Source organism: Rhodohalobacter mucosus, assembly GCF_003150675.1.
Classification (GTDB): Bacteria; Bacteroidota; Rhodothermia; order Balneolales; family Balneolaceae; genus Rhodohalobacter; species Rhodohalobacter mucosus.
The window spans coordinates 160,533-183,727 of record NZ_QGGB01000007.1; the positions used below are offsets into that span (position 1 = coordinate 160,533).

Annotated in this window: 15 protein-coding genes; 6 read left to right on the top strand and 9 right to left on the bottom strand. The window is 46.3% G+C overall.

Annotation, left to right across the window (positions count from 1 at the left end):
- Positions 1-33 precede the first annotated feature (33 nt).
- From DDZ15_RS10240 to DDZ15_RS10250, 3 genes are all read right to left on the bottom strand, one after another.
- Positions 34-1,032, bottom strand: a complete 999-nt coding sequence (locus DDZ15_RS10240) for a FecR family protein (protein ID WP_109646996.1) — start codon at positions 1,030-1,032, stop codon at positions 34-36.
- A gap of 27 nt (positions 1,033-1,059) precedes the next feature.
- Positions 1,060-2,733, bottom strand: coding sequence for a DUF5666 domain-containing protein (locus DDZ15_RS10245; RefSeq protein WP_109646997.1), 1,674 nt, complete (start codon positions 2,731-2,733; stop codon positions 1,060-1,062).
- 84 nt (positions 2,734-2,817) lie between these two features.
- Positions 2,818-3,444 (bottom strand): RNA polymerase sigma factor, encoded by a 627-nt coding sequence (locus tag DDZ15_RS10250; protein ID WP_242978985.1) that lies wholly within the window; start codon positions 3,442-3,444, stop codon positions 2,818-2,820.
- 250 nt (positions 3,445-3,694) lie between these two features.
- Between DDZ15_RS10250 and ettA the strand changes: the two genes are divergently transcribed.
- Positions 3,695-5,338, top strand: a complete 1,644-nt coding sequence (gene ettA, locus DDZ15_RS10255; protein WP_199222949.1) for an energy-dependent translational throttle protein EttA — start codon at positions 3,695-3,697, stop codon at positions 5,336-5,338.
- 193 nt (positions 5,339-5,531) lie between these two features.
- Here the strand turns inward: ettA and DDZ15_RS10260 are convergent, their stop codons facing one another.
- On the bottom strand, positions 5,532-5,963 hold the full coding sequence (locus DDZ15_RS10260) for a hypothetical protein (protein ID WP_109646999.1): 432 nt from the start codon (positions 5,961-5,963) through the stop codon (positions 5,532-5,534).
- Between the two features lie 87 nt (positions 5,964-6,050).
- Between DDZ15_RS10260 and aspS the strand changes: the two genes are divergently transcribed.
- Together aspS and DDZ15_RS10270 are read left to right on the top strand one after the other, a co-directional pair.
- Positions 6,051-7,826, top strand: coding sequence for an aspartate--tRNA ligase (aspS, locus tag DDZ15_RS10265; protein ID WP_109647000.1), 1,776 nt, complete (start codon positions 6,051-6,053; stop codon positions 7,824-7,826).
- Between the two features lie 48 nt (positions 7,827-7,874).
- Positions 7,875-8,579, top strand: coding sequence for a DUF429 domain-containing protein (locus DDZ15_RS10270; protein ID WP_109647001.1), 705 nt, complete (start codon positions 7,875-7,877; stop codon positions 8,577-8,579).
- Between the two features lie 124 nt (positions 8,580-8,703).
- Here the strand turns inward: DDZ15_RS10270 and sthA are convergent, their stop codons facing one another.
- On the bottom strand, positions 8,704-10,149 hold the full coding sequence (sthA, locus tag DDZ15_RS10275) for a Si-specific NAD(P)(+) transhydrogenase (protein WP_109647002.1): 1,446 nt from the start codon (positions 10,147-10,149) through the stop codon (positions 8,704-8,706).
- Between the two features lie 210 nt (positions 10,150-10,359).
- Here sthA and DDZ15_RS10280 point away from each other — a divergent pair, with 210 nt between their 5' ends.
- Positions 10,360-10,968, top strand: coding sequence for a superoxide dismutase (locus DDZ15_RS10280; RefSeq protein ID WP_109647003.1), 609 nt, complete (start codon positions 10,360-10,362; stop codon positions 10,966-10,968).
- Between the two features lie 94 nt (positions 10,969-11,062).
- Here DDZ15_RS10280 and DDZ15_RS10285 read toward each other — a convergent pair whose 3' ends face one another.
- A complete protein-coding gene (locus tag DDZ15_RS10285) occupies positions 11,063-11,890 on the bottom strand; it encodes a hypothetical protein (protein WP_109647004.1) in 828 nt (275 codons plus the stop codon).
- Between the two features lie 134 nt (positions 11,891-12,024).
- On the opposite strand from DDZ15_RS10285, the gene DDZ15_RS10290 reads away from it, so the two are divergent.
- Positions 12,025-12,471 (top strand): BrxA/BrxB family bacilliredoxin, encoded by a 447-nt coding sequence (locus DDZ15_RS10290; RefSeq protein ID WP_109647005.1) that lies wholly within the window; start codon positions 12,025-12,027, stop codon positions 12,469-12,471.
- A gap of 106 nt (positions 12,472-12,577) precedes the next feature.
- Here the strand turns inward: DDZ15_RS10290 and DDZ15_RS10295 are convergent, their stop codons facing one another.
- From DDZ15_RS10295 to DDZ15_RS10305, 3 genes are all read right to left on the bottom strand, one after another.
- Positions 12,578-14,362: a SulP family inorganic anion transporter gene (locus DDZ15_RS10295; RefSeq protein WP_109647006.1), complete on the bottom strand. Its 1,785-nt coding sequence runs from the start codon at positions 14,360-14,362 to the stop codon at positions 12,578-12,580.
- 105 nt (positions 14,363-14,467) lie between these two features.
- Positions 14,468-16,594, bottom strand: coding sequence for an amino acid permease (locus DDZ15_RS10300; protein ID WP_278336128.1), 2,127 nt, complete (start codon positions 16,592-16,594; stop codon positions 14,468-14,470).
- Between the two features lie 163 nt (positions 16,595-16,757).
- The gene (locus DDZ15_RS10305) at positions 16,758-18,917 is read right to left on the bottom strand and encodes a cation:proton antiporter domain-containing protein (protein ID WP_109647008.1); all 2,160 of its coding nucleotides are present in this window, start codon (positions 18,915-18,917) and stop codon (positions 16,758-16,760) included.
- Between the two features lie 587 nt (positions 18,918-19,504).
- On the opposite strand from DDZ15_RS10305, the gene DDZ15_RS10310 reads away from it, so the two are divergent.
- The gene (locus tag DDZ15_RS10310) at positions 19,505-23,179 is read left to right on the top strand and encodes a hydantoinase B/oxoprolinase family protein (RefSeq protein WP_242978988.1); all 3,675 of its coding nucleotides are present in this window, start codon (positions 19,505-19,507) and stop codon (positions 23,177-23,179) included.
- The last annotated feature ends 16 nt before the right edge of the window (positions 23,180-23,195 follow it).

Genomic DNA, 23,195 nt, shown 5'->3' on the forward strand with positions numbered 1-23,195 from the left:
CCCCTTTCGCTGCTGTTATAGTTTTATTGACCGTCAATTTACCCTGAATTCATACTCTCCGCTATCTGTTTCAATGAAACTGCCGCCAAGAACGGTGCCAAGATCCCTGAGGGTTTGTTCCCGGTTGTCAAGCATCACCGAGCCTCCCAAAAGTTCATTTTCAAGAGATGAGGGTACATCTATGCGAATGCCGTAGTGAAATTCAAGTTCATTGAGAATATCGTTAAGAGCGCGGTTACGGAAGGTGAGGCGGTTCTGTGTCCACTCTGTTATTTCGTCAGCGTTCGAGGTAAAAGGACCACTCAAAGTTAGAGCATCCGTAATCTCAGCTGCCTGTCCCGGTTCAAGGACGACCTCTTCGCTTGATTCTGTGTTAGCAAAACGAACTGATCCTTCAATCAGATCCACTCTTGTCCGGTCATCCCTCTCATAGAGGTTAAATCGGGTTCCCAAAACGGTTACCTCACCCCGTCCGGCTAAGACGCTAAACTCCCTGGAAGTGTTTCTTGAAACTGAAAATAGAGCCTCACCGTCGAGCCTGTACAGTTGTTTATTTTCAGAAAGGGATATTTCGTATATGGAAGAGTTGGGCCGCAGTGTAACCAACGATCCGTCAGTCAATTCAACTACCCGGACAGAGGTATCGGCGGAAGCAAGAAGCTCAGGGCCGGACTCCCTGATGAGCATGACCGTAATCAAGGATGAAACTACAAGCAGCAAAACCGCAGCCGCTGCTTTAAACCACAAGCTTCCTGTATCAAATGGCAATATACGGGCATTCCTTCCTGTCCTTTCGTTGGTTTCCGATGTGACGTTAATTTCAGACTGAAGCTGCTCCCAGACACGATCTTTGCCTGTGATTGTAACGGAAGATTCCAGCCGGTCAAATTCCTCTTTGGATGTTTTGAGAAGGCGGTAGAGCGGATCCTGTATCTCACCGGCCGACACAGCCCCTTCAAGCATCCTGGAATGAGCTTGTGCAAGCACTCTGTCGGGGCTGTTTTCCGGTAATATGTCGGTATTTTCGGTCATTCCTGCTTTACTTGTGCCTATAGTCTGTTAGTCGTCTCCTTCCCCTTCACCTTCATCATCGTCATCATCATCGCTCTCATCAAATTCTACCTGGAGAGCAATCCATAAGTTGTTGGAAGAATCAAAGTAGATAGTTGCTGCAGCCTCTACGTTGATTCCTTGTGAAAGTGCGGTTTCCACATCCTGCAGGGTTGCGATTTTGTCCGGATTGATCACAGTTTCGTCTGTGATTTTGATCGTCTTTCCGCTTAGAACGGTGAAGGTATTATCGGTACCGTCAACAGATACAACCGGTTCATCAATTTCCTGTACATTGTACGTAAATTCCACTTCCTCAACGATGAGCCTGCCCGTTGTTGTTTCAACAACGAATTTTCCATCAGCAAATACGGGTAGGCTGTCTTCAATAGCATTCTGTACTTCCTGGAGGGATAAGAAATCACTGTCGTCATCAATTTCTGAGGTTTCAGTCAGATAATAAGTATCACCCGACTGAACGGTGAAGGCATTGTCGTTCAGGTTCACCGATAGTATGGCTTCTTCAAACTCGTTGGAATCATCTTCAAATTCCACTTCAGAGGCTGTCCAAAGGTTCTCGCTCTCTTGATCTCTGATATAATCACCCTCCGCTTTAACGCGATTGTTTTCGCTGAGTGCAGCTGCCACCTCCTGCAGTGAAAAGTAGTCACCGTCATCTTCAATCAAGGTTTCTGCTGTCAACCTGATTCTTTGTCCGTTCGCAAGGACAAAAATATTCTGAGTCAGATTCACTTCGGCAATCCGCCCTTCAAACTCATCATCATCAAAAACGGTGCCTTTATCCAGGCGGACCCGGAAAACATCAAAAAAGTTTCGAAATTTTAGCAGTGCTGTACCATCGCCTGCAAACTCAAGTGTTCCGTTTACGATCTTGGTACCTTCAGATGCAGATCCGTTTTCTCTTATTGTGGATTCATAGCTGAGAGCTCCGGTTACTCCCGATCTGAAATTCCTGTTAGCTTCCACATTCTCTTTGTTGATGGAGACATTCAGAAAATTCATATCCAGTATATACTCTCTTTCGAGACGGCTTCCGTCTGGTTGAATGATCGAGAAAAATCCCTCCCCCGAGTGAATGCCATCGATCAGTAAATTCGGACTTGCACCTGATATCCCGTCAATGAAAAAGCGGTCAACCCGTGAAAAAACGGAGAGCTTGTCTGTGGTTTCAATGCTTCCTGATTTAGAGGATAAAAATTCTACGGATTCAATGGAGCTGAAATTTTCGACAGGATTTTCAATCAGGTTGCCCTGGCTGTTTCTGAATGTGTAGGTAAGTGAAACATCACTGCTCACCTGCTGACTACCGATCACTTCTTCTTTAACGTACCCCACATTATGCTTTCCTGTGACAGGATCATATGAATAACTGTAGTTCTGCAGGTTCGTTTCAGATCTCAGGGAAAGAATGGAGGGGCCTTGCCGCAATCCTTCAGCATCAGGAACCGCAAAAGCTTCTGTAAAGTTGGAGAGTACTCCGTTCTCGCTTTCTGAAACAGATTCACCGATAATCTGTCCGGCAATTCTGAATTCGTTTTCATTTACCGGCAAGGCGCCATTATTGAGGTTATCAATTGTGCATGCATGCAGCAGAATGGCTGCTGAAGCCAGTAAAAGCGGGAAAATAAATGAGTTGAACCGTATTTTGGTTGATTGCATCATGTTTCTGAATCAGGATATTAATATCGCGTCTACCTTAAGTACAGATGAAGGGGCAGTGTCCCCCTAATGCCAAGGACAAATTTATTACAAAAATCGATTCAAAATTTCGTCACCGTAAACTGTTTTAAGGCCTTCTCGTATATCTCTGAATGCAAGCGCCATATGGTTTTCAACGGTTTTAATACTGATGCCTATTGTTTCTGCAGTCTCCTTGTAGGTAAACTCTTTCATAAAACAGAGCTGAAAAACGGTTCCGCGCTTTTCAGGCATAGCAACAATTAATCGCTGAATCTGATTAAGCAGCTCCCTGTGCTCCATTTCTTTTTCCGTAGTTTTTGCTGAACCGGAAGCTGAATCCTCAGCAGGGTCTGTATTTTGGTCAAACTTTGAATGATACTCAATGTGGTTTAACATTCTGGTGTAGGCTATGCGAAAAAGAAAGGCTCTCAATGATTTGGTTTCATCAATCGTGTTTCTTTTTTCCCATATCATCAAAAAAGCTCGTTGTGTGAGATCCTGTGCCTCATCATGATTCATGCCCCGGCTTATCAGAAAGCGATAAACGGGCTCATAATGACGATCAAAAAATGTTTCAAAAGCTTTCTGATCACCCTTCCTTATCGCAATCGATAATTCGCGATCGTCCAGTTCGCCGCTTTTTGAAAGAGCGAGAATCAGGAAAACAGATTCTATTCCGGGCAGGTGTAGCACGTGTGTAGGTTTGGCTTATGTTGCTAAAAAAATAAAATCTACACTATTTTTTTGTGTAACTGCAAATAAAGCTGATAGAATGATATGCAGTAGCGATTGACCTCTTTTGATTTTCAGTTTTATCATGTGCAGACAGACTCAATACAAGGCTTCAGAAATTTCTATCTCTTTACTCTGAACCACATTATATTTGACAACATTTTTAACGTAACGGAGTGTAAGTTTGAGCGATCAGAAGATTATTTTTTCGATGGTTGGGGTAAGTAAGGTCTACAAACCGAACAAAACGGTATTGAAAGACATCTACCTCTCATTTTTCTATGGCGCCAAGATCGGTGTTCTTGGTTTAAACGGTGCAGGGAAAAGTACATTATTGAGGATTATTGCCGGAGAGGACGAAGATTATCTTGGAGAGATTTCGCGGCAGAAGGGAATTTCGTTCGGCTATCTTTCACAGGAACCACAGCTCGATGATTCCAAAACGGTAAAAGAGATTGTGGAAGAAGGTGTGCAGGAAACCATAAATCTGATTAAGGAATATGAAGCCGTAAATGAGGGTTTCAGCGATCCGGATGCCGATTTTGATGCACTTATTGAAAAGCAAACAAAACTTCAGGAGAAGATAGACAGGATAGGGGCGTGGGATATCGATTCGAAACTTGAACAGGCAATGGATGCACTGCGGTGTCCGCCGGGCGATACAAGTATAGAGGTGCTTTCGGGCGGTGAGCGGCGAAGAGTAGCGCTCTGCAGGCTGCTTCTTAAAAAGCCCGATGTTCTCTTGCTCGACGAACCTACCAACCATCTGGACGCGGAGTCAGTAGGCTGGCTGGAACAGCATCTGGGCCGCTATGAAGGAACCGTTATCGCCGTAACCCATGATCGCTATTTTCTGGATAATGTGGCGGGATGGATCCTGGAGCTCGACCGGGGTGAAGGTATACCGTTTAAGGGTAATTACACTTCATGGCTGGAACAAAAGCAAGAGCGGCTGGCTGTAGAGGAAAAACAGGAGTCGAAGCGCCAGAAAACACTGAAACAGGAGCTGGAGTGGATACGGCAAAACCCTAAAGGGAGGCGCGCGAAGAGTAAAGCAAGAATAAATTCCTATGAGGAGCTTCTTTCAGAAGAGCATCAAAAAGTGCGTGATGAGATGGAAATATTTATTCCTGCGGGCCCCAGGCTTGGCGATAAGGTGATTGTTGCCGACCACGTTAGCAAAGGGTATGGTAATAAACTGCTGGTAGAAGAGATGAATTTCGATCTGCCTCCCGGAGGTATTGTTGGAGTGATCGGTCCGAACGGTGCGGGTAAAACCACTCTTTTCAAAATGATTACCGGCGAAGTAAAACCTGACAGCGGAACCATTTCAATCGGAGATACGGTAAAATTGGGATATGTGGACCAGAAACGTCCGCTCGATCCATCCAAGTCCATTTGGGAGGAGATATCGGGAGGCCAGGATTTGATTAAACTGGGAAATCGTGAGGTAAACTCAAGGGCCTATGTGGCACGATTTAATTTCAGCGGGGGGGATCAGCAGAAAAAGGTCAATGAAATATCAGGTGGTGAACGAAACCGGGTGCACCTGGCAAAAATGCTTAAGGAGGGGGCCAACGTGCTGTTGCTGGATGAGCCTACCAACGACCTCGATGTAAATACGTTGCGGGCGCTGGAAGAAGCCATGCTCGAATTTGCAGGTTGTGTTGTTGTTATTTCGCATGATCGTTGGTTTCTCGACCGTGTTGCAACCCACATACTCGCTTTCGAGGGGAACAGCCAGGTTTATTGGTTTGAGGGCAATTACCAGGAATATGAGGAAAACAAACGTCAACGGTTGGGAATTGATGAAGATCAACCGGTTCGGATCAAGTATAAAAAGCTAACGAGATAGGCATTGAAAGCGCGCTGCTCGATTCTCTGAGGGATTGGCATTTTTTTTGGATCCCGCAGAAGAGTCACAATGATAACATTCGGAGTCTCGCAGATTGGATTTCTGAAGAGGGAAATGTGCTTTAGGTTGATTTTTCAAAAATCTGCGAAAGCACCTGAAGCGCAATATCAGGCCGGATTTGCAGATAACTATCTTAAAGGCCGATTAACCTGAATAACAGGTACATCCCCAGAATGGATTTCAGGCTCCATAGAAGGGTCCGCCAGCGATTGGATGAGACCAGCTTTTTCGCAATGCTCTCTTTGTATCCCCCGGCCAGTTTTTCATGCAGGGGTACCTGGATAAAAAAGGTTATGAGCCATACCAAAACGACCACTCCAAGGCCTATTCGGTGCAACATCAAATAAGGAATGGTGCTGAGTGAGAGTAAAATCGAAGATCCTAGCTCAACCAGCATCACGGGAACCACGACAATCGATATTCTGGATTTGTGGAAGCTCATCCATGTTGAATAACTTTTCTTTTCAAAGCCGTGAAAAGCCGGGTAGTGCACAATCTGGACTGTCCATATCAACCCGCATAAAAAAAAGCTGCTGAACAGATTAAGAATCAGGGTGAGTTCCACAGTGAGGTAAGCGAATGGTTTCAGGATTCTGTATTTTTACCGTCTTGAATAGGAAACGACTTTATAAGCACTAAATCAATATATTTTATGAGCTGGAACCGAACCCACACCTGTGGTGAACTTACAAGCGATGATAAAGGAGAAGAAGTTGTACTGAACGGGTGGGTTTCAACGCGGCGGGATCTTGGCGGATTAATCTTCATCGATCTTCGCGACCGTTACGGAATTACTCAGATCCGTTTCGATGAGACCAACAGCAAGCTTCACAGTATGGCTGAAAATTTACGGTCGGAATATGTAATAGGTGTCAGGGGCACGGTAATCAACCGCAGCAAGGAGACTATCAACCCGAATATGAAAACGGGTGAGATTGAGGTTGATGTATCTGATATGCAGATCTACTCAAGGGCGGAAACCACGCCTTTTGAGATCAAAGAGGATATATCTACAAATGAAGAGATCCGAATGCGGTACCGCTATTTGGATCTTCGCCGCCCCGACCTCCAGAAGAATATGCTTCTGCGATCGCAGGTAACACAAACGGTACGGAATTTCTATCATGACCGGCAGTTTGCTGAGATAGAAACGCCGGTTCTGATGAAATCGACGCCGGAAGGTGCGCGGGATTACCTGGTACCAAGCCGGGTAAACCCGGGTAAATTTTTTGCACTCCCCCAAAGCCCGCAAACCTATAAGCAGATCCTGATGGTTGCAGGCATGGATCGCTACTTCCAGATTGTTAAATGTTTCAGGGACGAAGATTTACGCGCCGACAGGCAGCCTGAATTCACCCAGATAGATGTTGAAATGTCGTTTGTTGACGAAGGCGAGATTTTTTCTATCCACGAAAAACTGATGAAAACGATCTGGAAAAAGCATCTGAATACAGATATTGACGCGTCATTTCCCAGAATGACATACCGTGAGGCTTTGGAAACTTACGGAACCGACAAACCGGATCTCCGGTTTGGAGTGCCGATTCACGATATTTCGGATGTTGTAAAAGATTCCGGCTTCAAGATTTTCAATACAACGGTGCAGAAAGGAGGCCGTGTGGTTTCGATAACCGTGCCGGGTGAGGGAACGCTGGGCCGAGGGGCGCTCGACAGGCTTACAGACAAGGCTGTATCTCAGGCAGGTGCCGCAGGCATGATATTTATGCGCCTGGATGGTGGAGAAATCACGTGCAGCGTTGGCAAGTTCCTGGATGATGAAACCATGCAAAAAATGGCTGACGAATCGGGAGCAAAAGACGGAGACCTGGTACTGATCCTGGCAGGTCCGGCGCCCGATGTATACAAGCAGATGGGTTCGCTGCGTCTCATAGTGGGTAATGATTTTAACCTGATCAACAGATCCCTATTAAAGTTTCTTTGGGTAACGGATTTTCCGCTTGTTGAGTGGTCGAAGGAGGATAAAAGATATTATGCCCTGCACCATCCGTTTACAGCGCCCAGACCTGAAGACATCGACAAACTGGAGTCCGATCCTGAACAAGTGAATGCAAGGGCATACGATTTGGTTCTGAACGGTAACGAAATTGGAGGTGGCTCAATCAGGATTCATGATCATGAGGTTCAGCGCCGGGTATTCCGTGTGCTGGGCATTGATGAGGAAGAAGCAGATGAGAAGTTCGGTTTTCTTCTGGATGCCTTCAAATATGGCGCCCCGCCCCACGGAGGGATTGCTCTCGGACTTGACCGAATGATTATGCTGATGGCAGGAGCCAACAGTTTAAGAGACGTCATTGCGTTTCCAAAAAATCAAAAAGCGCAAAGTCTGATGGACAACTCACCGAGCGAGGTGGACGAAAAGCAGCTTAAAGAACTGCATATCGCCCTGCGTAAACCTGCTCCAGACTGAGCAAAACGTACAGATTGCACTTAATTTTAATACAAAGTTAAAGAACCATTGAAAACTGCCGGAATAGATGGCTGTAAAGCCGGTTGGCTTTTGATCACATTTGACAAGGAGCCGGCCTACAACGTATTGAGAACGGACGAAGATCTGAAGAAGGCGCTTGAAGAGTACGAGCGTGTTTTTATTGATATGCCAATCGGTTTGGAGGATGAAAACTATACGCGTGAATGCGACAGACTGCTCCGCGAAAAACTCGGTTCGGAATACGCTTCAAGCGTGTTCAGCCCGCCCATACGCCCGGCACTGCATGCTCCCTCTTATGCTGAAGCCAATATGCAGAGTTATGAATTCACTGAAAAGAAACTGACTTTGCAGGCATGGAACATAACGCCTAAAATCAGGCTGTTGGATCAGCTTCTGATTCAAAATCCATCCTGGCGGGAAAAGGTACTGGAAAGCCATCCTGAAATCCTGTTTATGAAGTTGAACGGGGGGATGATTTATCAAAAGAAGAATACAAAAAAGGGGATACGGCACAGGCTTGACCTGGTAACCGGCCGCGAGCCTGTGGCAGCGGACTTTTTCCGCGATATCAAAGAAGAGTATCGTAGAAATGAAGTGGAAGAGGACGACATTGTGGATGCAATGGCGCTTGCACTCGGAGCTTTGCAATCGATAAAGAAGGGAATTAAAACACTTCCTGAAAACCCGGAAAAAGATTCAGAGGGCCTGCCAAAGGCAATTCACTACGTATAGATGAAGGCCATTCATCAAAACCTATTCATCACTTGCGGGCTTACAGAGTGAGAATTATTGTTAGGGCGCAGAAAATTTAGGCCGGCAGAGGTTTGAAATATCTATGTAGTCTTTTTTGGTGGATTTACCGGTTCAGAATCTTTTTGTACTTAACACCTGCCTGGTAAACCCGGTTCACGCCATTAAATGCCGCTATTCGGTATGCCTCCGAATAGGTTGGATAATTCAGAACGTTCTCGATAAAATACTTGATGGATCCCTCGTTCGACATAACCGCCTGACCCAAGTGAATCAGATCTGTTGCCTGGCTGCCAATAATATGCACCCCGATAAGTTTGAGGTCATCGGTCTTGAAGACCAGTTTTAGCAGACCTTCCGTTTCATAACTTACGTCGGCCTGGGTGGTATTCTGGTATTGGGCTCTTCCTACCGTAACATCAATTCCCATCTCTTTTGCCTTCTGTTCGGTGAGCCCGATTGCAGCAATTTCCGGAATAGAATAGATCCCGAACGGAGTGTCGCCCGAAGGAGATTCATTCGGCATATCGAACATTGCGCAGGAAGCCAGACGCCCCTGTACAAATGACGCTGCAGCCGAAGAGGGGTTTCCAATTACATCGCCCGCAGCATATATGGACGGTACCGTGGTTCTCAGTGAGTCATCCGCTGAGATATAACCGAACTCATCGACCTCGATATCCAGTTTGTCGCTCCACAATGATTCTGTATTGGGTTTTTTGCCACCAACATAGAGGATATGATCGGTTTCCGAAACCTGCATACGGTCTGTATCGTTTTGTTTGAAGGCAACTTCCATGCATGTTCTCAGGGCATTCCTGCTGACGCTTTTCACCTCCGATTCCCAGAATATCTGGATATTCCTTTTGTTCAGAATATGTACAAGTTCATCCTTTATTTCACTGTCAAGAAAAGTGAGAATATCTGATGTATCACTTAAAATTGTAATGCGTGTGCCAAGGGCTGCAAATATGGTTGCGTACTCAAATGCAATTACACCGCTCCCCACAATCACCAGCCGCCGGGGAATATGCGTAAGCCCCAATATGGAGTCATAATCCAATACGTTTTTGTGATCGATCTCAAAATTGTCTGGTTCTTTGGGACTGCTTCCGGTAGAAATGAGGATGTGATCGGCTGTGTAGGTCTGTACTTTGTTGAGGTGGTCGCTCACTTCCACAGTGTGTTCATCCAGAATAGTACCGCGCCCCCTGGCCGTATCAATTTTATTCTTGATGATATCCCGTTTTACTTTCTTGTTCTTACTCTCCAGGATTGTTTTTTTGTAAAGAAGCAGGTCCTCCATCCGAAACTTTTCGTAAGGCTTTCGCCCTTTTTCATCCCCAAATTGAGCATGAAACTTTTGAATCAGATTGGCCGCTTCACGCAATGCTTTGCTGGGTACGGTTCCTTTATGAAGCCATGTACCGCCCAAACGGCTTGTGTCTGCTTCTACGATTAATACGTTTTTATCGAATTTTGTGCTCTGCATTGCACAAGAGAAACCGGCAGGGCCACTGCCGAGAATGATTACATCGTAATCGTAAGCCATATTTGCCGTTTAGAATTATGAATATTGATGAGTTGAATTTACCGATGACGCATTCCCTCATCAAACAAAATGTAATGTTTAATTTAAAAAAGTTTGATGGAACGTTTTTTACGCAGTAGTTTTTCTTAATAGAGGATGGAATTACGTAACGCATTGCTCTCAATAGCGTTGCAGAAATTTAAATTAAAACGAATAAACGGAAAAACTGATATGTCTTTCAAACTACCAGACTTACCTTACGATTTTGATGCTCTTGAGCCGAGCATAGATGCGCGAACGATGGAGATTCACCATGGAAAACACCATCAGGGGTATACTAATAAGCTGAATGCCGCTTTGGAAGGGCATGAATTTGCCGATCTTCCTGTCGAAGAGGTGCTTAGAAGGATCAATGAAGTGCCTCAGGAAGTGCGTCAGGCCGTAATTAACAACGGCGGCGGTTATGCCAACCACAAATTATTCTGGACAGTATTGTCTCCGAACGGCGGCGGTGAACCTTCAGGTGAGCTTGCTGATGCCATAGACAAGGCTTTCGGCAGTTTCGATGAATTTAAGGATACATTCAAAAGTACTGCTACCTCACAATTCGGATCCGGTTGGGGATGGCTTTGCGTAGATGGAAACGGCGGTTTGAAAGTACTTTCAACCGCTAACCAGGACAGCCCGCTTATGAATGGCCTTACGCCTATCCTTGGTGTTGATGTCTGGGAACATGCATACTACCTGCACTATCAGAATCGCAGACCGGATTATGTGGATGCATTCTGGAACGTAGTAAAATGGGATCAGGTAGCAAAAAACTATGCAGACGCCAAATAAGGTGACCTGACATTCTGCACTAGCGTGCAGATAAATGATGTACTATAAATGCCACCCGCTTCAACTGCGCGGTGGCATTTTTTTTGCAATCGGTCTAACGCAGATCCAGTCTTACCCATTTTTCAAATTCCCCAAGACTCCGGCTTATATCCTGTCTTCTCGGCTGCCGCTGTCTTTGATTGCCATAAATGCCGCGCTGCCGATCCATCGTTGGGCTGTAGTCGCTATCGGTATTTATTCTGAAGGAGGGGGTTTCAACAGCCAGCCCAAGCCAAACGTCATTACCGTTGAATCCATAAATGGAGTCACCGTTTCTGGGGATTTTCAACTCCAGTGAGATATACCTGCTTCGATTATCAGCCGCAATTTGCATGCCATCCACTTCAATCCGGGTCTGATCTACAAACGCGTATTCCGGATTTCTTCCATCCGGTCTTTCCACAATCAGAATTCTGTCGAATATCTGTTCTTCAAGATTTTCCAGCATGTCCAGGTTCGCAGGCTTCGAAAACCAATCCGACTCTGTGAGAAAATCATTAAACACCGCAGGATTTTCGCGCAGCAGATTAAAAGAACCCGATGGATAACCCACTCCGGTTTTATTTCGCTCCTCTTCATTATCGCTCAGATACACAATCAACCCCGACTGCCTGATTGTGCGATCCCTGAACGGGCTGGTAATTTCAATGAAGAGATACAGATTCTGTTCATCATACCTCGCGTAGTAGTTAATGCCCTCTTCAGGCATGATGAGTGTCTCGCCCGTGTCCCAGTCGGACAGGCTGCCGTCAATTACAGGAGTATCCGATGTCTCCGGAGGGGTAATGGTGCTTGTACTTCCACATGCTGCAAAAAAAATCAGTGATGCAGACAGCAAAAAAAATAAAGCAAAAACATTAAAATTGAATTTTCTGCGAATCATATGTGGTTATTTATTGCTTTGAAATTGAAAAATGACAGAACCGGAAACCGAATCACAGGCTCCAAAAAATGATGAATTTTTCATATCTTAAGCCCGAATTAAAGATAACAATCTAATTTTAATCAACACATAATATGCAATTTGGATTTGGTGTAGGCCCCGACACGTCCTGGATGAGAAAAGAACTCACCGACCTTGGCATTGAGGAACTTAAAACTCCCGAGGATGTTGACCGGGCCATGAAAGAATACAACAATGGAACCATGTTAATGGTGATCAATTCAGTGTGCGGCTGTGCAGCAGGCAATGCACGACCCGGTGCCGCCATAGCACTGGAGCAGTCTGAAATCAAACCGGACCATTTGGTTACTGTCTTTGCCGGCCAGGATAAGGAAGCAACGGCACGTGCAAGAGAATATTTCAGTGAGTACCCTCCATCCTCACCTTCATTTGCTTATTTCGTAGATGGTGAGATTAAAGCGATGGTTCCGCGGCACCGCATTGAAGGCCGTACACGCGAAGAGGTTGCACAGGATCTTAAAATGGTATTTGACGCCTTTAAAGGAAAAGAGTCTGCATAAGCGCTGCTCGATCTTCCTGTAAACCTGATTAAAAAGCCTTTCAGAACTCTGAAAGGCTTTTTTTATTTTAAACAATACCATCTGAGCCCCCGCTGTGAAAGCCCATTCAATCCATACGATTCAGGTACGCATCCAATCTGCTCTCTGATTTTTCACTGCCGGATTCGTCATCAGAGCTGTCGCTGTCTGACTGATCCAGTTTTTTCAACAGGTAGGTAACAGCTGCATGGGGACTTCTGTGAAAGTGGGTACCCCCAAGCTCCCGTGCGAGACCCGATCGGGTTAACAGGACCTGCACAGGTGTCTTTAAGCCTGCAAAATGCAGCTCTATCTGCCAGTCCTCCAGGGTTCGTGTAACAGACCGGAGTGCGTCAATTGCGGTCGTATCCATATCATTAATGCTTTTTCCATCGATGATTACAGCACGAATCTGTTTGCTTCGCTCACCGCTCTGCTGCAGTATAAAATCTTTTATGTAGTCTGCATTGTTGAAGGCCAGTGATGAATCAAAACGAAGAATCAGAAGCTCATCAACGGGTTCTGCGTTTTCGTTTCGGTTCATATCCCTGAACGTCCGGGTGCCTTTTATGTGGCCAAGTACAGCCAAATTGGGCCGGCTTGTCCGATACAGCATCATAAAAAGAGAAGCTCCAATACCCATCAGTATCCCTTCCTGAATGCCGATAAATATAATGCTGAAAAACGTAAAGACAGCTATATATGCATCATCGGGTTTGGTTTTGAAAAAATATCTCAACTCACTGATACTGATCAGTGAAAGAGAAGCCATTATAATAATTGCAGCGAGAGCGGGTACGGGAATAAAATAGAAGAGCGGTGTTAGGAACAGGAGTGTAAGCGCAATGACAGCAGCACAAACAACATTTGAAAGGGAGCTTTTGGTACCGGCCTGATCACTTACAGCCGTTCTGGTAAAACTTGCCGAAATGGGTGGGCTCTGAAAAAAACTGCCGACCATATTTGCCATTCCCAGCGCAAAAAACTCTCTGTTAGCACTAATCGGATACTTATACTTGTTGCCGAATGATTTACCGAGTGAAATCACAGACATCAGCTGTATAAGCACCAGTGTGGTAACGGTTGGAATCAGACGTCGAACATCTTCAAGCGTGAACTCATGAATGCGAAATGACGGAAGACCTGAAGGAATAATACCAATTACATCTACCTGATTTTTGTCCAGATTGAAATACCACACTGCAAGTCCGCCTGATGCAAGCAGCAGAAGTGCCCTTGGAAACAGGGGGTTGATTTTTTTCAGTATCAAAAGGAGCAAAATGCCTGAAAAACCAATTCCAAATGCGGTAAGATTGATCAGTTCAATCTGATCGAGCAGCTGTAAAAACAGAACTGTAACATATTGTGATCGCTCAAATTCCAACCCCATCAGGTTGCCCAGCTGACTGAAACCGATGATGATAGGTGCAGCAGCCATAAATCCATATATGACAGGTTTTGAAAGCAAATTCACCAAAAACCCCATGCGCAAGAGTGAAAATGTTACATGCACGATGCCAACAAGAAGGGTAAGCAGCAACACGACAGAGACGTAGGCATCTGACCCGGGTTCAGCTATCAGAGAAGCTCCGGAAGCGATAATGATCATATCAGTAGCTACAATACCCAGGGCCAGATGGCGGGAAGTTCCGAACAGTGGATATACAAGGAGCGGTATGAGAGACCCGTACAGGCCATATATCGGAGAGAGCCCTGCAATAACCGCGTAAGCCATAACCTGGGGAACTTCAATCACCCCAACGGTGATACCCGATTTAAGATCTGCGGAAAAATCTTTTTTAGTGTAACCCGGCAGCCAATTAAGTATGGTCAATTGGTTTTTCAGCCAGGAGATGAGATCAGAAACATTCATCTGGTAAAATGCGTGAACGAAACGAAACGGATGCAGCTACTGAAAATGTAAAATATATTTTCCCATTCAAAAAGAGTTGCGCGGGAATACATTGCAAAAGGTATGTCAGCTTTTCAGATACTGTTTCTTAAGTTCCTCGATGTCGTCCTTTTCACCAATAATGGACAGCTCGTCATCTTCTCTAAGAACCGTATTACCATGCGGAAATATGATTTGCCCGCTGCGTTTGATTATGGTGATCAGACTTTCTCCGGGCAACACGAGATCTTTAACTTTTTTGTGAATAAGTTCACTTGTGTTGCCTTTTGAGTAGATCGTCAGGTTTATAAACCTCTCATCCCTGAGAAGGATTTCACGCAGTTCAGCTTCATCTTTTGCATCATTCCAGCGGGAACAGAAATCAACGCTGTCTATCATTTCTGCCAGGTGAGCAAGTATCCTGAGATGCTGTCCAGATTTCTTATTGGAGCTTACAAGATAGATCAGTGCGTGGAGCACATCGTCATCACTCTCTTCGGTATCTGCTACATTTACAACATTCTCATTATCTATTCTGATTCCCTCTTTTACTCTGACCAGTACGATTTCCGTATCAGTACCGGAATCTATGCGAATGTGCTTAAGGCCTGTATTATTGCCGACGGGAAGCACGCCCTCTGATGATTCATCATGAAAAAGTTCAACCAGGGTATTCGTGGGCAGGCCAACACGATCTGCGAGTCGTTCTGATACTCGCTCGGTTATCTCTTCAATCTGCTCAGCTTCCTGAAGCTCAATCACGATAGATCTGCCGACAGCTCTTTCGTATGGATCTTCTTTTCTGAGTCCTTTTTCGCGGAGAATACCCCTCATCTCCCATTCCAGCTCTTCATACTGCATTTTACCCAAACGGGCATGAACATGGAAAATGGCTCCAGAGCGTTTCACTTTTTTTGAAGCATAGTAGTGGAAGTATGCAATGCATGCTATAATCAATCCAAGAGTGAAAAGTACCGAAAGCACGCCCATCTCGGCAATCAGCCATATACTGATTAAGATGCCTGCAACCTGAGTCCAGGGATAGAGAGGAGATTTGAAACCGGGGTCGTACTCTTCAATACGGCTTTCCCTCATGATAATAACGGCCAGGTTCAGCAGGCCGAATATCAACAGCATAAAGGCGCTGGCAAGTTTGGCAATATCCTCCACATTCAGAACCAGGATAAAAAAGATCATTACCGATGATGTTACCAGAATTGCAATGGTTGGTGTACTGTGCCTGCCTATTGCGGACAGATCTTTCCAAAGCAGATTGTCTCTGGCCATTGCAAACGGATATCGTGCAGCCGACATAATTCCTGCATTTCCGGTTGATGCAAAAGCGGCGATAGCTGCAATTACAATAAGTATGATTCCCGCCTGAAATGGCATCCAGTCGAGAAATTGGCCGGCGGCAGTTGCTACGGGAGTAAGATCTTCTCTTAGGCTGTCGGGGTTTAAAACAGCGACCATAATGAAAACCCCAACCACATAAACAACGGTGGCCGTTATGAGAGAGAGGATCATTCCCAGCGGAATATTACGGTCGGGATTCTGTACCTCCTCCGAAACACTGGCAACCTGGGTCAGACCTGCATAGGAGACGAAGACAAGCCCAACTGTGCCTATTAACCCCTCAAATCCAAAGGGGGTGAAGGGCTTGAACTGGTTTTCCACAGTATCATAAAATCCAAGGCTGAATATTTCTGCCAGTCCGGCAATCACGAAAAAAATCAGTATGGAGACCAGAGTAACAACAAGTATGCCCTGCAGCCCGGATGTTTTCTTGACGCCGAAGATGTTTAAAGCGGTAAAAAAAAGCGTGAACGCAACAGCTACGGGTTTGATCGGAATCTCGTAGAATATGGCGAGGTAAGCCCCCATTCCCACCAGGGCAAATGCACTTTTAAAAATAAGCGCCATCCAGGTGCCAAGCCCGCCAACCGTGCCCACCATGGGTCCCAGACTTCGGTCGAGAAAGTAGTATGGCCCTCCGGCTCTGGGCATGGCGGTAGAGAGTTCAGCTGCGCTGAGCATGGCAGGTAATACCATGATACCGCCAATCAAATAGGCCAATACTACAGAGGGCCCCGCCTGGGCGCTAGCAAGGCCGGGGAGTAGAAAAAACCCTGAGCTAAACATAGCCCCGGTGCTGATCGCGTACACATCGAATAGGTTCAGCTCTTTTTTGAGTCTCTTTTTATTGAGTAAAATGGCTGCTTCAGTTAGGTTAAGCCGTACACATCCAGCGTGCTATCGATATCAATTCTGAATAACCGGCGTTGGTTCGGTTTATATTAATCGCTTGACCTTTTCAAATCAACCAGAAACAATTCCGTTCCGAAAAAAGAAATTTAGTTGGCTTTTCTCTAAAAAACTATGTGTTGAATACAATTACGGGGCAGTCAGACATCTGAATAATGTTTTCAACACGTGGACCCAGGTAGAGTCTGCTTGAACCCGGCCGGATATTCGTCCCGATAATAATGAGATCCATCATGTTGCTTTCTGCAACTTCCCTGATTACCTCTTCCGGTGCGTCACCCCAACGAACCATAGCTTCCGTAGATACTCCAAATGCGGTGCCCAGCTCCTTTAGTTCATTTACCATTTCGTGTGCAAACAGATTCTTGTTCTGAACCTGCTGTTTCTTGAGATAATGATTCGGGCTGGCATCATTCATGATCACATTAAGAGCGAGCACCTCTTTCGATCTGTCCGGTCTGGCAATGAAAAATGCAAGTTCAGCAGCATTTTTGGATGCTTTACTCCCATTTGTAGGAACAAGAATCCTTTGTGGGGACCATGATTCGGGTATGCTGCCGGCTTTTACAATCATGGTGGGGCAGGGTGCAAAGCGCGTTATGAAATCGACAATGGGGCTGAAAAGGTGATTGCTGTCATCGCTCTGTTCGGTAGCACCCAAAATTATCAGGTCATAATCCTTTTTGGATTCATCCAGGATCACATCACCCGGTTTGTCGCTCACAACGACTTTCTTCAACACCTCTTTGATATTGAACCCGGAGGCAAGCTGGTTCAGATATTTTTCGCACTGTGATTTATTTCCTTCCTCAACCACGGAAATCAAGGTAAGCGATAAATCGGTTTCCTTGCCAATCAGCTCAAGTAGTTTGGCTTCGGTTGTCTGTATCTCGTTCTGCATGTCGGCATCCATTTTACGCGACCGTACCGGAAGCAGCACGCGGTGGATGTCGGCTACCATGCTTTCTGATTCAAGCTCTTCTTTCTTCAGCCTCTCTTTTTCTTCTTCTCCTATTTCAACGCGTTTCAGAACGTATCGAAGGGCAACGGGTGCCATCAGTGAGGTGGCAATGGCCATCACCACAATGATAGAAAACATATCCTGGGACAAAATACCCAGCCGGAGGCCGATCGTGGCAATAATAATTTCCATGGCTCCGCGTGCATTTAATCCTGCCCCGAAACTGAGTGAGGTCCAGTGATCCTTCCCGCCGATTACACGCGCACCAAAATATGTGCCCACCACCTTTCCGATGGTAGCAATGCCGATCACCACCAGGGTTATCAGGATCAAAGTTGTATCAAAAAGATTGATAATATTGACCTTTAAACCCGCAACCGCAAAAAAGACCGGGGCAAAAATACCAAGAGCAAGGCTTTCCAGTTTGTGGATAACATCTTCCGGAAGCCGCGGCATCATGCCGAAGATAATTCCCATCACAAAAGCACCCAGGATGGCTTCAAGATTTAATAGCTGGGTAATGGCACCCCACAGAAATGCAAGTATGATGACCAGCGACAGGAGCCTGTCAGAACTGATAATTTCATCCTGAACATATGTGAGCAGCTTTCTCACCATCCACCGGCCAATAGTGAAGCTGAGTATCAGAAAGGCCAGCACGCTCCCGACCGTAGTAAGCACAGTACCGGTAGTTACGGCATCGCCGGCTGCGATACCGGCAACTGTTGAGAGCATAATCCAGCCAATGGTGTCGTCGCTCATACCGGCAGCCAGAATGGTTTGACCAATGTCCCGACGCATCAGGTTCATATCCATCAAAACCTTTGCAATAACGGGTATGGCTGAGATTGCCATTGCTGTAGCTACAAAGAGAGAGAAAACCAACCGTTCATTCGAATCGGCAAGCAGAAAGTCGGGAAGATTCTGGCCCAAAAAGAATCCGGTAATAAAGGTAACCGTAATACCCCCGAATGAGACCCCAATGGCTGTTTTGGCGTGACGTTTAATCAACTGAATATCGGTTTCAAGGCCCGTGATAAGCAGGAGAAACATGGCGCCCAAAAGCGATATGACCTCCAAAAGATAGCCCTGTACCTCTGTTTGGGGGATAACGAGCTCGTTCACAACCGGGAAGAGGCCGGATAAGAGGGATGGCCCAAGCAGTATACCAGCCAGAATTTCACCGATTACAGAGGGCTGACCAAGCCGTGTGGCTATCTCTCCGAGTGCCCGGGCAACAAAAAGTAAGATAGCAACCTGCAAAACAAGCAGAAAAATGTCATGATGCGGAGCAGCTGAAAATACGTCCATTACAAATGAAGTTAGGGTGAATCGGGATGGTTAAATGATTAAATTTTCGTCACTAGATGATAGAATCAAGTTTTTACAACACACCCGTATAATATAGCATTTCCAAGGAATAGTAGAATGGCCGGAATATTAAAATATTTGGTGAACCTGCAATCCAGACACACATTTTAAGGGTGCACAAGGATATCCGGAACCCGACTAAGCCGATAAGCTTCAGCAGTTTTCTTTCATTAAGTCGGAGAAGCATGTGCCGGATAACCTGGCTGACTCATTACAAATAAATTTCAGGCTAAAGTGAATCGGATGTGTATATTTGACCCCGGCTGCAGGGATATCATTTGGTGTGCCCGGAAATATTTTCGCAGAAAAATGAGGACAGAAAAGATTATGCCAGATCCATGTTGAGTGAGGGCCAGAACACTCCTTTCAAACTCTTTATTGATACGGGCGGTACATTTACGGACTGTATTGCTGTGGACGCGAATGGAAACACACATCGATGCAAGGTACTCAGTAACAGTACAATACGGTGTTATGCCACCATTGCGAATAACAAAAAGACGGTTCTTACAGATACCGGGTATAGCGTGAAAAAGGATTTTTACGAAGGCTATACGTTTGCTCTTACAGGCCGGCCGGATGATGCATATAAAATTATCTCTTCATCCGAAGGTGGTTCATCGCTGGAGCTCGACAGGGAACTTACTTCGATATCCAGTAACAAATTTCCCGCTATCATCAGCAGTCCCGAAGAGGCACCTGTATTTGCATCAAGGCTGATTACAAAAACCGCCCTCAACGAGAACTTCCCGGATATACAGATGCGGCTGGCTACAACCAAAGGCACCAACTCGCTTCTGGAAAGAGAAGGAGGGAAAACCCTTTTTTTGATAACGGAAGGATTTGCTGACCTGCTTCGGATCAGAAATCAGCAGCGTCCAGATCTTTTTACACTTAATATCAGAAAGCCGCAGCCTTTCTTTCATTCCCTCTTGGAGGTGCCCGCCCGAATGGACTCAGAGGGCACTATCATCAGGCCGTTGGATACCGCCTTGCTCAGGAAGAGGCTGCAGCCGCACCTTGAGGGAGTGAACGCCGCCGCCGTTTGCCTTATGCACGGATACAGAAATCCGGATCATGAGCGTCAAGTCCGACAACTATTAACTGAACTGGGAATTGAACGCATATCCCTTTCATCTGATCTCAGTTCAGCCATTAAAATCGTACCCCGTGCCATTTCATCAGATATCAATGCATTTTTAGCGCCCGTAATGGAGTTGTACCTGGAAAATATCTCTCAAACTGTGGGTGGAACATCACTCAGGGTGATGACCAGCGCGGGGACCCTGGCTGCTTCCGAAACCTATAAACCGGTAGATGGTCTTCTCAGCGGGCCGGCCGGCGGAGTTACCGGAGCAGCAGCCATTGGGAAACGGAATGGATTTCACAAAATAATTACGTTCGACATGGGCGGCACAAGCACCGACGTGTCCAGATATGACAGCGGAATTGACCAGGTTTACGAACACAGAGTAGGCGATGCTGAACTTGTTTCTCCGGCCGTGGATATCGAAACCGTAGCAGCGGGCGGCGGGTCTGTTTGTGGATTTGATGGCATCAGCCTTACTGTTGGACCCGGAAGTGCGGGGGCCGATCCCGGCCCGGCATGCTATGGGTTGGGTGGCCCACTTACGCTCACGGATGTAAATTTGCTCTCAGGCCGTCTTCATCCGGATAATTTCAGGATATCCATTCAGATTGAAGCTGCAGAAAGTGCCCTTGAAAAAGTACTGAATCAGGTGAATGCTTCCCGTGAGACGGCTCTTGAGCGCAAGGACCTGCTTTCCGGATATCTGGAGATCGCAAATGAGCGTATGGCCCAGGCAATACGGAGTATCTCTATCCAGAAAGGATTTAATCCTTCGGAATATGCGATGGTCGCTTTTGGAGGGGCAGGGGCACAGCATGCTCTGTCAGTTGCAGACAAGCTGGATATGCTATCCGTACTGATACCGTCAGATGCAGGACTCCTGAGCGCATATGGCCTGAAACGGGCACTCAGGGAGGAGATCGCACTGAGTCAGGTACTAATGAATTTAAATGAGTTTGCCTGTGAGATTGAAGAACGTTTCAATCAGCTTGAAAAGAGTGCACAAAGCCGTCTGACGAATCAGGGTGTTGACCCGAATTACATGGAAACAGTACACCGATTGATTTTCCTTCGATTTTCGGGACAAGACACCTCACTTGAAATTGAATGGAGCCCTTCTGATGATGCAGTATCTATTTCAAAAAAATTCAGTGCTTCATACAAAGATCAGTATGGGCACATGCCGGCAGGTCGTGTAATCGAGGTTGAAGCTGTTCGTGTTATCGTGAGAGAGCTGGATATGGAGAGTGAATCTGTTTCAGATGAGACGGCATCGCATGGAATGGACACATCGGCGCCCTTGGAAACGGCAGATATGAACAGTGAAACAGACGTTGCGTGTAAGGTATATCATAACCGCGATCTGAAGCCCGGTGACAAGATATTGGGGCCCTCCATGGTATTAGATCCTTTCAGCACACTGCTGATCGACAAAGGGTGGCGAGCCCGCATGCTGCAGGATCGAACATGGCATATTGTTAAACAGAATACCGCTCAGAATGTGCACGATAAATCTTCAGGCCGCTCCCGCGAAGTGAATCTCCAGCTTTATATCAACCGTTTCAGGTCCGCAGCTGATCAAATGGGAGAGATGCTCCGTAAAACAGCTCTCTCCGTTAATGTAAAGGAGAGGCTTGATTATTCGTGCGCTCTTCTCGACCGCAACGGATACCTTGTTGTGAATGCGCCTCATATCCCGGTTCATCTGGGAGCCATGGGAACATGTGTGAGATCATTGATTCAGCAAATCGAAAACGGTTCAGAGTCGTTTATAAACGGAAGCGGAGAAGAGACAGATTTTGAAGAAGGTGATGTTATCATTACCAATCATCCGGGATATGGAGGGTCTCACCTGCCAGACGTAACCATTGTAACCCCTGTTTTTTTTAAGGGAGAAAAAATAGGGTATGTAGCAAGCAGGGCTCATCATTCTGAAATTGGGGGGAAGCGGCCGGGATCGATGCCGCCCGATGCCCGCAACCTGGAGGAGGAGGGTGTTGTTATTCCCCCGGCATTTCTGGCGCGAAGAGGTAAATTTTTCTGGAACGAAATTCGCCATATGCTGGAAAACAGTCCATGGCCAAGCAGGGCGGTAAATGAAAATATTGCAGATATGGAAGCTGCAGTTGCAGCCAATCACAGGGGGGTTGCTGAACTCAACAAGCTGGCCGGTACCTATGGAAGTACGGAGCTGGTTCAGTACATGGAAGAAATTCGTCACTATGCATCCCGGAGAATGAAGCGCGCGCTGAGTAAACTTGGAACGGGTTCGTATTCTGCATCGGAACGGCTGGATGACGGATCAAAACTGGAGGTACTCTGTGAACTCACAAAAAACGGCCTTCGTGTCGACTTTTCCGGAACTTCTCCTGTAACGGATGGGAACCTGAATGCGAACCCCTCTATAGTGAACAGCGTACTGATGTATGTTCTGAGGCTGATTATCGATGAGCCGCTTCCTCTCAATGATGGAATACTTGATCCCGTAGAGGTCATTTTACCGGAGTGCATGCTGAATCCAGATTTTTCAGGCAGCGCAGCAGAATGTCCTGCCGTAGTCGGAGGCAATACGGAAACGAGCCAGCGCCTTACCGATACACTCCTGAAAGCCTTCGGTCTCTCCGCATGCAGTTACGGAACCATGAATAATGTGCTATTTGGAGATGATACATTTGGCTACTACGAAACGGTGGCAGGAGGAACCGGAGCAGGCGACGGCTTTCATGGAGCGGATGCCGTTCATCAGCATATGACCAATACCCGTGCAGCTGACCCGGAAGTTCTTGAGTACCGATATCCGGTCAGACTTGAAAGGTATGAAGTACGGAGAGGGTCCGGCGGTATCGGTGCCTGGAATGGCGGAAACGGTATTACACGGGAGATGACCTTTTTGAAGCCTGTGAGCCTGTCTGTTCTTACCCAGCACAGAATCATAGAGCCCTATGGTCTAATGGGGGGCGGAACGGGCAGCAGCGGAGTACAGTATGTGGTAAGAAAAGGAAAGGATAACGAAGATAAACTGTCCTGGCGCGATGGCGCTGAACTGAATACGGGCGACAGATTTATACTGAAAACACCTGGTGGGGGCGGATATGGTAAAAAGGACAGCTGAAGTCAGTAAGCTTACA

What these genes read in the sequence shown, in the direction of transcription:
- DDZ15_RS10290 (WP_109647005.1), top strand. Translation starts at nt 12,025, where the DNA reads ATGCAATTTGGATTTGGTGTAGGCCCCGACACGTCCTGGATGAGAAAA.
- DDZ15_RS10245 (WP_109646997.1), bottom strand. Translation starts at nt 2,733, where the DNA reads ATGATGCAATCAACCAAAATACGGTTCAACTCATTTATTTTCCCGCTT.
- DDZ15_RS10305 (WP_109647008.1), bottom strand. Translation starts at nt 18,917, where the DNA reads ATGGACGTATTTTCAGCTGCTCCGCATCATGACATTTTTCTGCTTGTT.
- DDZ15_RS10295 (WP_109647006.1), bottom strand. Translation starts at nt 14,362, where the DNA reads ATGAATGTTTCTGATCTCATCTCCTGGCTGAAAAACCAATTGACCATA.
- ettA (WP_199222949.1), top strand. Translation starts at nt 3,695, where the DNA reads ATGGTTGGGGTAAGTAAGGTCTACAAACCGAACAAAACGGTATTGAAA.
- aspS (WP_109647000.1), top strand. Translation starts at nt 6,051, where the DNA reads ATGAGCTGGAACCGAACCCACACCTGTGGTGAACTTACAAGCGATGAT.
- DDZ15_RS10280 (WP_109647003.1), top strand. Translation starts at nt 10,360, where the DNA reads ATGTCTTTCAAACTACCAGACTTACCTTACGATTTTGATGCTCTTGAG.
- DDZ15_RS10240 (WP_109646996.1), bottom strand. Translation starts at nt 1,032, where the DNA reads ATGACCGAAAATACCGACATATTACCGGAAAACAGCCCCGACAGAGTG.
- DDZ15_RS10285 (WP_109647004.1), bottom strand. Translation starts at nt 11,890, where the DNA reads ATGATTCGCAGAAAATTCAATTTTAATGTTTTTGCTTTATTTTTTTTG.
- sthA (WP_109647002.1), bottom strand. Translation starts at nt 10,149, where the DNA reads ATGGCTTACGATTACGATGTAATCATTCTCGGCAGTGGCCCTGCCGGT.